The following is a 14,574-nucleotide window of genomic DNA, read 5'->3' on the forward strand; positions in this document are numbered from 1 at the left end:
CAGAAGATCACGGATGGGGCATCCTGGACTGTTCACCCCTTCAGGTGACTTACCAATCCAGCGGTCATGACCGCTGGACCGGCACCCGGCCGGCGCCCCGTACATGGCGCCGGCTGCGGGTGCGGCTCAGACGTCGATCCGCGAACGGTCCAGGGTCGCCGCGGAGGAGCTGATGAACTCCCTGCGCGGGGCCACGTCGCTGCCCATGAGCAGGTCGAAGGCGGTCTCCGCCGCCTCCAGGTCACTGATGTTGATCCTGCGCAGGGTGCGGTGACGCGGGTCCATCGTGGTCTCAGCGAGCTGGCCGGCGTCCATCTCACCGAGGCCCTTGTAACGCTGGATCGAATCCTTGTAGCGCACCTTGCCGCGCTCCAGCTCCATGAGCGTCTGCCGCAGCTCGTTGTCGGAGTAGGTGTAGATGTACTTCTCCTGCCCCTTCTTGGGGTTGACCAGCTCGATCCGGTGCAGCGGAGGCACCGCGGAGAAGACCCGTCCCTCCTCGACCATGGGCCTCATGTAGCGCTGGAAGAGCGTCAGCAGCAGGCACCGGATGTGCGCGCCGTCGACGTCCGCGTCGGCGAGGAAGATGACCTTGCCGTACCGCGCCTGGTCGATGTCGAAGGTCCGCCCGGACCCGGCCCCTATCACCTGGATGATCGAGCCGCACTCGGCGTTCTTGAGCATGTCGGCGACGGAGGACTTCTGAACATTGAGGATCTTGCCGCGGATCGGCAGCAGCGCCTGGAATTCGGAGTTCCGGGCCAGCTTCGCGGTACCGAGCGCCGAATCCCCTTCGACGATGAACAGTTCGCTGCGGTCGACGTCGTCACTACGGCAATCGGCGAGCTTGGCGGGCAGCGAGGACGATTCCAGTGCAGTCTTCCGCCGCTGCGCCTCCTTGTGCTGCCGGGCGGCGATGCGCGTGCGGGCAGCGGCGGCGATCTTCTCCAGCACGGCCCGTGCCTGCTGCTTGGCATCACGCTTGGTCGAGGTGAGGAAAGCCTTGAGCTCGTTGGCCACGACCTGTCCGACGATGCGGGAGGCCGCCGAGGTGCCGAGCACCTCCTTCGTCTGCCCCTCGAACTGCGGCTCGGCGAGGCGCACCGTCACCACGGCGGTGAGGCCTTCCATCGCGTCGTCCTTCGCGACGTCGTCCTCGGCCACACGAAGGATCTTCGTGGAGCGCAACGCCTCGTTGACGGTCTTGGTGACGGCCCGCTCGAATCCCGAGACGTGCGTGCCGCCCTTGGGGGTGGCGATGATGTTGACGAAGGACTTCAGCGTCGAGTCGTAGCCCGTGCCCCAGCGGAGCGCGATGTCGACGCCCAGCTCGCGCTGCACCTCTGTGGGGATCATGTGACCCCGGTCGTCGAGGACCGGCACCGTCTCCTTGAACTGACCCTTGCCCTGGAGGCGCACCACGTCGCTGACCGGCTTGTCCTGCGCCAGGTACTCGCAGAACTCACTGATCCCGCCGTCGTAGCGGAAGACCTCCTCGGAGACCTCCTGCCCGTCCAGTCCACGCTCGTCGCGCACGACCAGCGTGAGCCCGGGCACGAGGAAGGCGGTCTGCCGGGCGCGGGCGTGCAGGGTCTCCAGCGAGAGTCTGGCGTCCTTGAGGAAGATCTGCCGGTCCGCCCAGTAGCGCACGCGGGTACCGGTGCGGTTCTTCGGCAGCTTCTTGCCCTTGCGCAGTCCGCTCCCGGGATCGAAGGGGGCGTCCGGACCGGACTCCGTGAAGATGCCGGGAACGCCGCGGCGGAAGCTGATCGAATGCGTGCGGCTGCTGCGGTCGACCTCGATGTCGAGTCGGGAGGAGAGCGCGTTGACGACGGAGGCGCCGACGCCGTGCAGGCCGCCCGACGCCGCGTACGAGCCGCCGCCGAACTTCCCGCCGGCGTGCAGCTTGGTCATCACGACCTCGACGCCGGACAGGCCGGTCTTGGGCTCGACGTCGACCGGGATTCCGCGGCCGTTGTCGCGGACCTCGACGGAGCCGTCCTCGTACAGGACGACCTCGATGTGGTCGCAGTGGCCGCCGAGGGCCTCGTCGACGGAGTTGTCGATGATCTCCCACAGGCAGTGCATCAGGCCCCGGCTGTCGGTGGAGCCGATGTACATGCCGGGGCGCTTGCGCACCGCTTCGAGCCCCTCCAGGACGAGCAGGTGCCGCGCGGTGTAGTTCGCGCCGCCGTCCCTGTCTGCCCCGCTGAGCAACGCGGTGGACGGCTTGGTGTTCCCCCTGCCGGAGGCCAGGGAAGAGTCGGCGGTCACGCGGTTCGCTCCTCGCTGAATTCTGCTTGTGGTGGCTGGTTGCCGCGTCAGAGGGTACCGAGAGTGCAGGAGAGGGCGTTGCTCGCCACCCGGGAAGGGATTCATGGTAGCCCATGATCGTTCGTACGTTCGATAACTCGATGGGGTGACGCACACATCACGTTCCCTTTGGCGCATGAACCATTTAGGCTCCGGGCACGTCCCCTTCAACACGGGAACACTGAAGAGACAAACAACTGGACAACAGCCACCAAGCACCGTGATCACGAAGCAACCCACGTAATACGGCTCATTCGCCGCCACCCGGCAACATGCAGCCGCCCCCGGGGAGAAATCTTCGAGGATTCGCCGAGAGCGGGAACGTTTTCGGCCTGGTTGGATGTTGACCCTGGTACGACAGCTCGTCGAGCTAGAGAAGAGGCGACGTGACTACTGTTCTGACCCCCGCGACTCCGTTGACGGCCGCCGATCGCTGTGACCGCTGCAACGCTCAGGCCTACCTGCGCGTCGTACTGCTCAGCGGCGGAGAGCTGCTGTTCTGCGCACACCACGGGCGTAAGTTCGAGCCGGAGCTCAAGAAGATCGCCGCGGAGATACAGGACGAGACGGAGAAGCTCACCGCTCCTGCCGGCACAGAGGCGGGAGAGGGCTGAGCTGCCCTACTGACCAGACGTCCCGAGAACCGACGAGCTCGGACCGGCAACAGGCTGGTAGCGAAGGGCGGTCATCCGGTGATCACCGGATGACCGCCCTTCCGCGTCCCGGGACGGCCCACCTCCCGGGCTGAGCAAGCTCCAGAGGCACAGCCGCCCCCGGGTTCCGCTGCGGGCGAACAGCCCCGCGGGCGTCGGCCTTCCCCGCCCCGTGCCTCTCGTCACTCGCTGTGCTCACGGACGAGACCCGCCACGGACGAGACCCGGGTGTACACGCCGGGCCTGCCTTCCTCCCCGCAGCCCGCCCCCACGAGACCAGCCCGACGACTCTCCCGTTCACCACCAGCGGCCCGCCGCTGTCGCCCTGGCATGCGTCACGACCGCCCTCCGCCACACCCGCACACACCATCGAGGCCTCGTCGAAGACACCCTCGGAGCCGCTGGGGTAGGCGCGGGCACAGGCAGAGTCGTTCATCATGTCGACCTCGGCGACGCGCAACCGAGGGCCGTAGTCCCCGTTCCCGCTGATGTCGCCCCAGCCGTAGACCTCCGCAGCGGACCCGGCGGTGTAGCCGGCGTCGCTGCCGGCGGCCATCGGGATCGTGGAGCCCGCGGGCAGCGGCTCGCTGAGTGTGAGGACCGCGATGTCGCCCGCGTTCGTCGCCGCGTCGTACCGGGGGTTGATCCACTTCTTGCGGACCTTCACCTCACGTCCGGTGCTCGTACCGAGGTCGTTCCTGCCGGATATGACGTGCAGGTCGTCGACATCTCCGTGCGCCACCCCCAGCACCTCCCGGCTCAGACAGTGCGCGGCCGTGATCACCGTTCGGGAACCCACGAGCGCTCCCCCGCAGAACTGGCCGGAACGAGTGTTCCCGAAGCGGTCCCGGCTGGAGAGGGCCACGACCCACGGATGCTCGGCAGCGTCCACCGGACGCCCGCCGACCACTGCCCGGTCCCGCGCGTGGGCCTGCGGCGCCGGCACGAGGGCCAGCACGAGGCCGAGCAGCACAGGTATCAGCGAGGGCAGCGGGAGCGCGCGCAGCGGACGCATACAGCCTCCTGGCGGTGAGAGGGCCTCGGGAAAGGCCTTCCGGACCATCAAGAGTGAGCCGGATGGAGCAGCTCCGCATCCGGAGGGAGCACTGCATACACACGGCAAGGGCCGGTGACCCTTGGTAAGGTCACCGGCCCTTGCCGTAAGAGCTGCCGCGGCGGAGCCGCTCAGTCCAGGTAGTCCCGCAGAACCTGGGAACGGGAGGGGTGACGCAGCTTCGACATGGTCTTGGACTCGATCTGACGGATCCGCTCACGCGTGACGCCGTAGACCTTGCCGATCTCGTCGAGGGTCTTGGGCTGACCGTCCGTCAGGCCGAACCGCATGGACACCACACCCGCCTCGCGCTCGCTGAGCGTGTCCAGGACCGAGTGCAGCTGCTCCTGGAGAAGCGTGAAGCTGACCGCGTCGGCGGGGACGACGGCTTCCGAGTCCTCGATGAGGTCACCGAACTCACTGTCGCCGTCCTCACCCAGAGGCGTGTGCAGAGAGATCGGCTCACGCCCGTACTTCTGGACCTCGACGACCTTTTCCGGCGTCATGTCCAGTTCCTTGGCCAGCTCCTCCGGGGAGGGCTCGCGGCCCAGGTCCTGGAGCATCTGCCGCTGCACACGCGCGAGTTTGTTGATGACCTCGACCATGTGCACCGGAATGCGGATGGTGCGCGCCTGGTCGGCCATCGCACGCGTGATGGCCTGCCGGATCCACCACGTCGCATACGTCGAGAACTTGTAGCCCTTGGTGTAGTCGAACTTCTCGACCGCGCGGATGAGGCCGAGGTTGCCCTCCTGGATCAGGTCCAGGAAGAGCATGCCGCGGCCCGTGTAGCGCTTGGCCAGCGAGACCACGAGGCGGAGGTTGGCCTCCAGCAGGTGGTTCTTGGCCCGGCGGCCGTCCTCGGCGATGATCTCCAGCTCACGCTTGAGCTTGGGCGCGAGCTTGTCGGCGGCGGCCAGCTTGTCCTCGGCGAACAGGCCGGCCTCGATCCGCTTGGCGAGCTCCACCTCCTGCTCGGCGTTGAGCAGAGGAACCTTGCCGATCTGCTTGAGGTAGTCCTTGACCGGGTCCGCGGTGGCGCCTGCGGCGGCGACCTGCTGGGCCGGTGCGTCGTCCTCGTCGTCGTCGGAGAGAACGAAGCCCTCGTTCTCGTTCTTCACCTCAGCCGTGGGGCCGTCGTTGGCACCGGGCTTGTTCAAAGGCTTGGCCGGTGCCTCGTCGGTCGCCTCGTCGGCGTCCTCGAGGATCTCGTCGACCACGGACTTCTTGGTTGCGGTCTTCTTCGCCGTGGCCTTCTTCGCCGTGGCCGCCTTCTTGGCGGTCCTCTTCACCGTGGCCGCCTTCTTGGCGGTCTTCTTCACCGGCTCGGCAGACGGCTCGGCGACGGCCACCTCGACGGGATCCACGTCGACGACGCCCTCGGGCACTGCGACGTCGGGCTCCGCCGAAGCCGCCTCCGGCTTGGCTGCTGCCTTCTTCGTGGAAGCGGACCTGGCCGGGACCGTCTTCGTGGCGGTGCGCTTGGCGGAAGTCTTGGCCGCAACACTCTTACGGGTGCGCTTGGGGGCCTCTGCGGCACTCACCATCAGCGTCACACCCTCCTCGTCGAGGATCTGGTTGAGGCTGCGCAGTACGTTCTTCCACTGGGTTGGCGGAATCTGGTCAGCTTCGAAGGCCCGACGCACGTCGTCGCCGCCGATCTGCCCCTCAGCCTTTCCCCGCTCGATGAGCGCCACCACAGACTCGGATTCGGCGATCTCCGCAGGGAGCGTACGGGATGTGCTGGCCGACACGAACAACCTCTCGGAACGATGGAAACGGCAAACCGCCGGTGGGAATGAACCGACGGCGCGGGCTGAGCTGTGGGAGGAATACAGCGCCTGTACGAGCACCGGGCTCCTGGCCAGTATTCCCTCCGCGGCTGTCACCTCTTGAGTCATCGCGCTGCGACGCGAAGCGTTACGGGCAATACGCGTGGCCCGGGTCACATCCTTACTCGATGTATTCAGGAAGGATGCTGACGAAAAGGACATCACTCTGAGAAGTTGCCCCGTATGTACAAGGGCACACACGGCTGCGCCGCCCGGATTCCGGCGGTGCAGCCGTATGTGCCACGAGACGGGACATCCCCGGCCGCCGAGAGGGCCGGGGCCGGTGCCCGCGAGCGCGGCACGGGACTCCCGGCACCCGCGCCGGTCAGTGCTCGCGGGGCGGGGGCACCACGTGGTCGGAGCCGCCTGCACCGCTTGCACCGGGCTGGGGGACGGTGGCAGTCGCGTCGGGGCGGCCGCTGAGCACCTGCCGCATCGCCGACTCCGCGGCGCCGCCCTCACCGGAGGTGAGCGCGTCCACCACCCGCTGATGCCGGGCGACGGATGCCTCCGTGGCGACATCGCATCCCGTACCGGTGCCACCGGACACCTGGAGGGCCGCGGAGACGATGCCCGAGAGGTGCTCGATCATGCGGTTCCCGGCTGCCTGCAGCAGCTGCCCGTGGAACTCGGCGTCCGCGCGCGAGAAGGTCAGGGTGTCTCCCTGGCCCACGGCGTGCGTCATGATCTCGACCATGTCCGAAAGGCGCTGCCGCACCTCGTCACGTACCTGACCGGCGGCGAGGCGCGCGGCCAACGGCTCGATGGTGCTGCGAAGTTCACGCAACTCCCGGCGCTGGTCCTCGCGCTGCGGTCCGAAGGCCCGCCACTCGATGATGTCCGGGTCGAGCAGATTCCAGTCGCTGACGGGCCGTACCCGCGTACCCACATTGGGCCGGGCACTGACCAACCCCTTGGCTTCCAGGACGCGGAGAGACTCACGTACGACGGTGCGGGAGACCTCGAAGCGGTGACCGATCTCTTCGGGGACGAGAGGACGATCGGCCCCCAGATCTCCGGAGACGATCATCTGGCCGAGCTGCTGGACGAGTTGGCCGTGCAGCCCTCGCCCGCGGCTGCCGGCCGCCCGCCGCCCTGGTCGGTTGAGGTCGGCCTCGGAGCCTTGCCAGGCAGGGACGTTGCTGGAAGTACGTGCGGAGCCGGAGGACTCGGCGTATGCGTAGCGGTCGAGTTCGCCCGGGCCGGCCTGTCCCGAGTCGGCTGAGCGAGCGGCGGTCATCATGGAGTGCGCAAGGGTAGTCACGCATCCTTTGTCGGCGGCGCTCCGGGCGGCCTTGAGGGCTTTGGTGAAAAGCACACGAAAGGGTGATCACTGACTTCCTGTCAATTGACGCCTTATCGGAAAGAAAGCGTTGTGGCACCATCTGCCCTTTTTTCAGGGCAAGTTGACGCTTCAGGAAGCCCGGAGGGACGAGGACCAGGCCTGCGACTACCCTGCTCTGCTGTTCTGTGTGGAGACGAGATACCCGGCCAGCAGCGCCCCCACTGTCAACGCCAGCGCAAAGCCGACAGGTTGTGAGGCCAGTTCGATCAGCGCAGCCGCCCAGCGTTCGGTCCCCGGCGGCCAGGGCATCAGCAGCACCGCTTCCAGGCGCCCGGGGAGCCCCTCGGTCGTGTGCAGGCCATCGCCGAGAAAAGTCCGTACGAGCGGAGCGAGCAACAAGGGGACCGCCACCACCACTGCCGTGCCGACCGCACCTGACCGGAAGACGCCCGCGGCCAGAACTCCCGCCCAGGCGCAGCCGACAGCGAGGACGAACACTCCCGCGACGTGCATCTGCCACGGCCCGTCTGCGGCGGAAGTGACGCCGGAGGGAAGGGAGAGAGCTCCGGCACCGAAGAACAGCGTCACGCTTGCTGCGTTGACGGCCGCGACCGTGATGCCGAGCAGCACCGTCAGAGTCGCCGAGACGGCCAGTTTGGCTGCAAGAAGGCTGATGCGGCGCTGTACCGGGGAGCGGGCGGGGGCGAGAGCGGGATAGCGGAACTCCTCGCCGAACGCGAAGGCTCCCAGCAGGCCGGCCGCCACGGCGACCGGAGGCAGGATGCTGAGATCCCCCGAAGGCCAGCCGGTCAGGAGACGCACCACCGGTGTCAGCGAGTTGTCCGCCCCGGAGGGAAGTCCCAGACCCGTTCGTGCCATCACGAGCGAGACGCAGAGCGCCACACCCACGGTGACCGCCACGGCGATCCAGGTACTGCGGACGCTGACCAGGCGGCACACCTCGTAGCGCAGGGGCGCAGCCGGGCCGGGGCGGGCGAGGGCGTGCAGCTGCGGCGGTAGTTCGGCGGCCGCACGTGCGGGAGCGCGCTTCGGGGCCCAGAGGGGCTTGATCCTGCGAGGGGCGTCCGGGTCGACCAGCAGCTTCATCAGGACAGGACGGGGCGCAGCGGCTTCACCGGCGTCGCGCGCGGGGTCTGTGGCGGAGGCGGTGGCTTCAGCGGAGACGGGAACCGCGGAGGAGCCGGCAGCCTCGTCGGAGCCTGCGAAGTAGGCGGATTCGGTGGAGACGACGGATTCGATGGAGGGATCGACGAGAGGGCCGTCGCTGAGCTGAAGTGTCGGTTCCTCCGCGGAAGTTGCCGCCGCGTCGGCCGTCCCGTCCGGTGCGGGACCAATTGCGGCGTCTGCTCCGAGATCGCCCTCGGCGTCCGGCGTTGTGACGGATTCCCCTCCCGGGGACGTGTGTTCTGCGTGATCCGATCCGGCCACGAGGGCCGGAGAGTTGCCGGTGACCGCCCGGACCGACGAGGTGGACCCGTACGCAAAGCGGGTGGGCGAAGCGGCCGAAGCCGTGACGAGCACGGGCTCGTGCCCGGACGGGCGTTCCGAGCGCCGCTCGGACCCGGCCTCGGGATTTGGATCGGAGTGCGAGTCGGCGAGCGTGTCGGCATCGCCGTCCGGGGCCGCATCGGAGACGGCGCTGTGCGGCTCCGTGGATACGGACGATGCCTTCGGATCCGAACTCACCACGGCGGAGCGGGAGTCCGTAGTACTGACGTGCTCGGAGTCGCCGGGATCGGACGAGGCCTCAGCCGGGCGGTCGTCGGTCTCTCCGAGCTCCACCTCCAGTGCCAGCGGCGCCGGTTCGCTTCCGGACTCGGAGCCGGTGGTGCCCACGGGTACGGGGCGTGTCCCCTCCGCCTCCGAACTCGGCGTGACCGGACGAGGATCGGCACCTGTGCCTTCCCGTGGCGGGCGGCGGCCGTCGGCGCGGTCGAGCGGGGCCGGAGGATGAGCGTCTCCGGCAACCCCGCGCTCGTCGGTGAGTTGATGGACGAGAATGCCGTTGCGGTGGGCGTGCTCCCCGACTTCCGCGCAGCTGCTGCCGTACACCGAAACCTTGGTGCCGCCTTCACGCACGACTTTGATCGGACCGCTGTCGCGGTCCTTCCCCGCTCTCCTTGCCTCTTGGGTGAGTACGGCGACGAGCCGGTCGACGTGCGGCGTCCGGACGGCGACACGGGGACGCAGGCGCGTTCGCACGAAGTCCGCAGCGTGCTGGTCGGCAACGAGGCGGCCCGATTCGATACTGACGACACGGTCGCCGAGTTCGGCCGCCTCGTCGGAGATGTGCGACGTGACCAGAACGGTGCCGCCCTGATGCGCAAAGCCACGCAGCAGTGAGTACAGCCACGCGGTCTCACGTGGGGACAGGCCGTGGGCCGGCTCGTCGAGGACCAGGGTGTGCGGGTCTCCCAGCAAGGCGCAGGCCATGCCGAGGCGTCGGTCCATACCCCGGGAGTAGGTGCTCATCCGCTGGTCGGCCAGCCCGCTGAGGCCGACGACGTCGAGCACGTCGTCAGCTCTGGTGTGCGGAACGCCGGCAGCGGCGGAGAGCATCCGCAGATGGCTGCGGGCGGTGCGCCCGGGATGACCGTTCACTTCGCCCAGCAGCACACCGACTTCGCGCGCGAGGTGCTGGATCCGGTGGACCGCACGTCCGCGGAAGAGCGCCGTCCCGCGCCCCGCCTGAAGCTGGAGCATGAGGCGCAGGGCAGTTGTCTTGCCCGAGCCTTCCGTTCCGAGGAGCACGGTGACGCGACCGGGACGGGCCTCGAAGGTGAGGTCGTCGACAGCGGGCGTGAGTTGGTGGCGGCGAGGCAGACTGGTCAGCCCGATTGCCTGGATCATCGCTTCTCCCGCGCGACGCATGGAGGATGCACCCACGCAAGATAACGCGACATGTCGTGCTTTCACCGGCAATGAGTCTCGACCGGTCAAGTGCGTTGCGGACGAGCCTGCCGTGGCAGGGATCAGACTTCGGGGCGCAGCATCGGCGGGTTGAGCAGGTTGGCGCCCCCGGCGCGGAACAACTGTGCGGGACGGCCGCCCTGCCGTGTCGTCGTTCCGCCGCTCGGCACGAGGAAGCCGGGCGTCCCCGTCACCTTGCGATGGAAGTTGCGCGGGTCGAGCGCCACACCCCAGACCGCCTCATAGACCCTGCGCAGCTCGCCGACAGTGAACTCGGCTGGGCAGAAGGCAGTGGCGAGAGATGAGTACTCGATCTTGGAACGGGCCCGTTCCACCCCCGCCGCGAGGATCTGTTCGTGGTCGAAGGCGAGGGCCTTCTCGCCATCGGCCGACGGCCGGAGGGAGCCGTCGCCGGCCCCGAGCAGGTCCCCGACAGGCGCCCAGCGGGCTCCTCGAGCGTCCCCTCCTGGCGTGGGCGACGGCAGATCCGGCGCGAGCGCGAGATGGGCGACGCTGACCACCCGCATCCGCGGATCACGGTCGGGGTCGCCGTAGGTCGCCAGTTGTTCGAGGTGGGCACCGGGACTGTCCGTGCCGTGCGCACGCAGACCCGTCTCTTCCGCGAGCTCGCGTGCCGCTGCCGAGGCGAGGTCCTCGTCGGCCCGGACGAAGCCCCCGGGAAGCGCCCACTTCCCCTCGTACGGCGCCTCACCCCGGCGCACCACCAGCGCGCAGAGCGCGTCTCTGCGCACCGTGAGCACCACGAGGTCGACGGTGACGGCGAAGGGAGGGAAGGCCGACGGATCGTAGGGCATGAGGTGATCATAGTCGTCTGCCTGACGATAAACAGGCGGTCGCCGGCGTCCTCCGCAGCAGCGTTTCCTGCCCCGCGCTCGCGCTGTTGCCGCCCCAACTCCGTTCAGTCGAGGGTGACTCGCAAGCCGTCCGCCAGCTCCTCCACCTCTGTCTCACCGGCGTCGCTCACGCGGACCGAGAAGGGCCGGCCCGCGATGCGCAGTCCGGCGATCCGCACAGCACCGAACGGCGCATCCCTGAGCGGCCGGACGGAAACCGTTCCCGCCGGAACATCCGGACGTACCCCCACGAGCGTGGTGACCAGATGCACGGCACCGGCCGCGGCCACCGCCGCGGGACGGCACGCCGCAGGGTGCGGCAGCGGCACCCCGCCGTCGGCACGCTGCTCGGCCGCGTACATCTCCGGGAGCCGGAGGCCGAACGACGACGCCGCATCGAGCACGCCGCGCAGCAGTGAACCGGCCTCACCTCCGTGGCCCGCAGCGGCGAACCCCGCGACCGCCGCGACGGACTCCTGGACTCGCACCACGCCACCACGGTGCCCGAAAGGGTTGTGCCGCGGATCGTCTCGGCCGAGGCTGCGCAAGCCCCAACCGGAGTCGAGAGCCGGGTTCCGCAGGTGCCGGCAGAGCTTCTCGGTCTGCTCCGCGGTCAGCAACCCGGTGGCGGGCCGTCCCCCGCCGGCCAGCCCCGTGTCGAGCAACTCGGCCGCCGCGGCGCCGGAATGGGCAAGGGTGACCCCGCCCCGGGTGCGGACCATCACGGGCCCGGCCCCGGTTTCCTCCTCCAGCCAGAACTCGTTCCGGAAGCAGTGGCCCAACTCCTGCGCCCACTCCCGCAGCTCCGCTCCACCGTCGCGGCCGCAGGCGTCGAGCAACTCGGCACCGAGCAGGGCCGCGCGGTGCGCGCTTGCCTGGACCTCACACCGGTGGGGACCATCGGGCGCGGGGTCGGGGACAAAGCTTCCCCCTCCTGCAACGCCGGCCATCCAGCTGAGGCAGCGCTCGGCGGCAGGCAGAAGCTGCTCGATCTCGCATTCGGGCAGGCCCCACCGGCGTGCTTCTGCGAGGACTGCGGGAAACAGCAGCGTGGCTTCCGTCCCGCTGCAGCTCGGTGGAGCGTACGGCCCGGAATGGCGCAGGGAGCCGGGCAGCCTGCCCTCGTCGGGGCCGGGCGCGGTGAGCTGGCTGCGGGCGAGTGTGCGCAGGGTGCCTGCGGCAAGGCGCGTGCCGAGGGGCAGGAGGAGCCGGGCCGCCCGCAGGGATTCGGCCGGCGCGAACGCGCATCGCCATGGGGCGCCTGCGGCGAGATGGAGGTCGGACGGCGCTGCCGGATCGCTCAGCAGCAGCGCGTTGGCGTCATCGAGACCGGCGCGGAAGAGCGCAGCGATCCTTCTGTCGTCAGCGTTCGCTTCGGCGCCCCGCCAGAGTCTCGGCGGTCTGGTGGGACGGGGAGCGATGACGGAGACCGGGCCGGGGGCGCCTTTCCGCTTGCCTCTCCCCTTGCTCTTGCTCCTGTCCTCGCCCTTCCGGGAGCCCGTGTGCCCGGGGCCCATGCGGGCCAGATCGGTCCTGAGCACGACTGTGCGCTGGGCTCCGGGCGCCAACTCCCAGTCCCACCTGAGCAGTCCAAGGCGAGCCCAGCTGGTGCCGGGCTGCGGATCGGCAGCCACGGTGGCTCGCAGGTCGCCCGCCGACCAGGAAAGGCCCGAACCGTGAACGGAGGCCGGAAGCTCCTCGCCGGTGCGTCCGACGGCGATGGCGGCGATCTCTGCGAGGTCTGTCCCGAGGTGCAGTTCGAAGGGAAGTCTCAGCGGGCGGCGGCCCGTGTTGCGGACGGTGATGCGCTCGGTGCCGTTGGCCGACCGCAACCGGTCGACGAGGATCTCCGGGTCGGGTCCCGTCCCCGCCGTGGTCGGCGCCGTCGCTGTGAACCGGGCCTGCCTTGCACCGACCATCCGCCCATGGAGCGGCAGCGGTTCCTTGCCGCCGAGGAGGATGCGGCAGCGGGAGATCACTCGCCTCCCCGCGTAGTAGAAGCCCTCCATGCCCTCACCGTTCATCTGACCGTGCTCCGCGGACACCACGAGATGCGGTGCCGCGACGCAGATCAGTGCGTCGTGAGCCGACTGGTGTTCCGCCGTGGGCGGAGGCCCCGGAGGGATGCGTCCACGAGCCGGAGTCCCTCGTGGCCCGGCGGCACGGGCGGGCGAGGCTGCGCCCGCCGTCTGCCGACCGGAGGTGTGCGACTGCGGCGAAGCCGGCTGCGACATCGTGGACACGGGCGTCCCTCCGCTTCCTCTTGTTCGTGGTCCGGCGAGGGCCGGTGCTGGAGATGAGCGGCGTCTGCACTGAGATGAACGGCTCACGGCGATGCTGGTCACGGCAGAGTGCAGGTCGACGGGCCGGCGGGGCCGTGGTTTTCCTGCGCCTGGCGCAACGCCCGCTCCTTGCGCATGCAGCGACGCAGCGGCTCCGGGTCCACCCCGTCGTTGAAGGCGCGGTGGAGCAGCCGGGCGAAGACGTAGTCCGGGTCGCTGCGAAGAGCACGGTCGAGGGCGACCCTGGCCGAGGGCCCGTCGCCGGCTGACCAGGAGACCCATCCCGCCAGCGTCAAGGGGGCAGCGGCGTGCTCGTCGTACGGCCCGACGCAGCGCCGGGAGAGGGCTCGCCAGAGCCGCACGGCCGGTCCGCAGTCGGGGCCTTCCATCCACTCCGCCGCCCGGTCACGCGTCCTTCGGTCCTGGAGGCCGAGGATCATCGCCGCCGCCTCGTCATGGCTGAGCAGCTCGTCGTCGTGGGCGTCCGCGAGAACGGCGTCGCCCTCTCCCGGGAGGGCGTCCCGGAACCGGATGATCAGCGACCAGGCCAGCCGGAGCGTCTCGGCTCTCACCGCCGCGCATCCGTCGGGGTCCAGCATCCGGGGGACGAGGGCCGAGCTCGCCGAATCGAGAGCATGTTCCTGAGCCTGGGCCGCGTCCTCCCTGATCGCTGTGAGCCGCCGTTCCATCTCCCGCAGGGAGCCGCGCACTTGGATGCCCGCGTACGCGGCAGCGGCGGCCATCGCGGAGGTTCCGGCCTCCCCCTGCGGACGTCCCCCGGGCGGACAGCACTCGGAGTCCGGGCAGCAGTACGAAATGTGGAAGCCGCCGGACAGGCACAACGCCTCGTAGACCGGGATCTCCCTCTCCCCGCACGCTGTGCGCAGCGCCTGGGCCAGCGGGCGCAGCCCTTCCATGACCTCCTCCCTTTTCTGACCGGGACCCGGGTCCTGGCAGAGGAAGACGATGGCCCCCTCGGGCCTGCGGTCGCGGGAGCCGGCCTCGCTCTCCAGGCACGCGGCGACCTGTTCGCAGACCGCGGGCCATTCGTCGCGGTCGGCGGGAATGCCGATCCTGATGCGCCCGCCGAAGCGTCCGCGCGGACCGTGCAGGGCGACGACGACGATGGAGTCGTCGGGGTAGAAACCGAGCAGGTAGGGAAGTGCGTCGGCCAGCTCGGCGGGGCCGCGCAGCGCGATCTCGTTCCGGGATCCTGACGGCCTGGAAACGGGGGCGGGCACGGTGCCGTCCAGGCGGTCGCCGGTTTCCTCGTGGTGACCGTGGTGCGGGTTGTCTCGCTGTGTCATGAGGAAACCGTGCAGGAAGGAACTCGACACTTGCCCCGGGTTGTCCACAAGCTTCCCGGTTAG

8 protein-coding genes and 1 pseudogene are annotated in these 14,574 nt (G+C 69.3%); 1 reads left to right on the forward strand and 8 read right to left on the reverse strand.

Translation table 11 applies throughout. The annotated features are described in order from the left end of the window. Window positions 1-126: 126 nt before the first annotated feature. Window positions 127-2,274, reverse strand: coding sequence for a DNA topoisomerase IV subunit B (locus EV375_RS28590; RefSeq protein ID WP_486588855.1), 2,148 nt, complete (start codon window positions 2,272-2,274; stop codon window positions 127-129). Between the two features lie 425 nt (window positions 2,275-2,699). Between EV375_RS28590 and EV375_RS28595 the strand changes: the two genes are divergently transcribed. Beyond that, window positions 2,700-2,927, forward strand: a complete 228-nt coding sequence (locus EV375_RS28595) for a DUF7455 domain-containing protein (RefSeq protein ID WP_055487912.1) — start codon at window positions 2,700-2,702, stop codon at window positions 2,925-2,927. 221 nt (window positions 2,928-3,148) lie between these two features. On the opposite strand, the pseudogene EV375_RS28600 reads toward EV375_RS28595, so the two are convergent. The 7 genes and pseudogenes from EV375_RS28600 to EV375_RS28630 form a co-directional block, all read right to left on the reverse strand. Next, a pseudogene (locus EV375_RS28600) lies at window positions 3,149-3,981 on the reverse strand (S1 family peptidase). Between the two features lie 170 nt (window positions 3,982-4,151). Then, window positions 4,152-5,774, reverse strand: a complete 1,623-nt coding sequence (locus tag EV375_RS28605; RefSeq protein WP_207228501.1) for an RNA polymerase sigma factor — start codon at window positions 5,772-5,774, stop codon at window positions 4,152-4,154. Window positions 5,775-6,177: 403 nt separating this feature from the next. Next, window positions 6,178-7,170: a FadR/GntR family transcriptional regulator gene (locus EV375_RS28610; RefSeq protein ID WP_130302789.1), complete on the reverse strand. Its 993-nt coding sequence runs from the start codon at window positions 7,168-7,170 to the stop codon at window positions 6,178-6,180. A gap of 132 nt (window positions 7,171-7,302) precedes the next feature. Next, window positions 7,303-10,008 (reverse strand): ATP-binding cassette domain-containing protein, encoded by a 2,706-nt coding sequence (locus EV375_RS29475; RefSeq protein ID WP_207228508.1) that lies wholly within the window; start codon window positions 10,006-10,008, stop codon window positions 7,303-7,305. Window positions 10,009-10,130: 122 nt separating this feature from the next. After that, window positions 10,131-10,883 carry an NUDIX hydrolase gene (locus tag EV375_RS28620; protein ID WP_130302790.1) on the reverse strand — a complete coding sequence of 251 codons (753 nt, stop codon included), beginning with the start codon at window positions 10,881-10,883 and terminating at the stop codon, window positions 10,131-10,133. A 104-nt stretch (window positions 10,884-10,987) separates the two neighbouring features. Continuing rightward, window positions 10,988-12,946, reverse strand: a complete 1,959-nt coding sequence (locus EV375_RS28625; RefSeq protein ID WP_486588856.1) for a glycogen debranching N-terminal domain-containing protein — start codon at window positions 12,944-12,946, stop codon at window positions 10,988-10,990. A gap of 317 nt (window positions 12,947-13,263) precedes the next feature. Continuing rightward, window positions 13,264-14,511, reverse strand: a complete 1,248-nt coding sequence (locus EV375_RS28630; RefSeq protein ID WP_130302791.1) for a DUF4192 domain-containing protein — start codon at window positions 14,509-14,511, stop codon at window positions 13,264-13,266. Window positions 14,512-14,574 lie beyond the last annotated feature (63 nt).

It is taken from the genome of Streptomyces sp. CNZ301, assembly GCF_004217425.1.

Excerpts from the sequence above, each read along its gene's own strand:
- EV375_RS28620 (WP_130302790.1), bottom strand. The coding sequence starts at position 10,883 with ATGCCCTACGATCCGTCGGCCTTCCCTCCCTTCGCCGTCACCGTCGAC.
- EV375_RS28625 (WP_486588856.1), bottom strand. The coding sequence starts at position 12,946 with ATGAACGGTGAGGGCATGGAGGGCTTCTACTACGCGGGGAGGCGAGTG.
- EV375_RS28630 (WP_130302791.1), bottom strand. The coding sequence starts at position 14,511 with ATGACACAGCGAGACAACCCGCACCACGGTCACCACGAGGAAACCGGC.
- EV375_RS29475 (WP_207228508.1), bottom strand. The coding sequence starts at position 10,008 with ATGATCCAGGCAATCGGGCTGACCAGTCTGCCTCGCCGCCACCAACTC.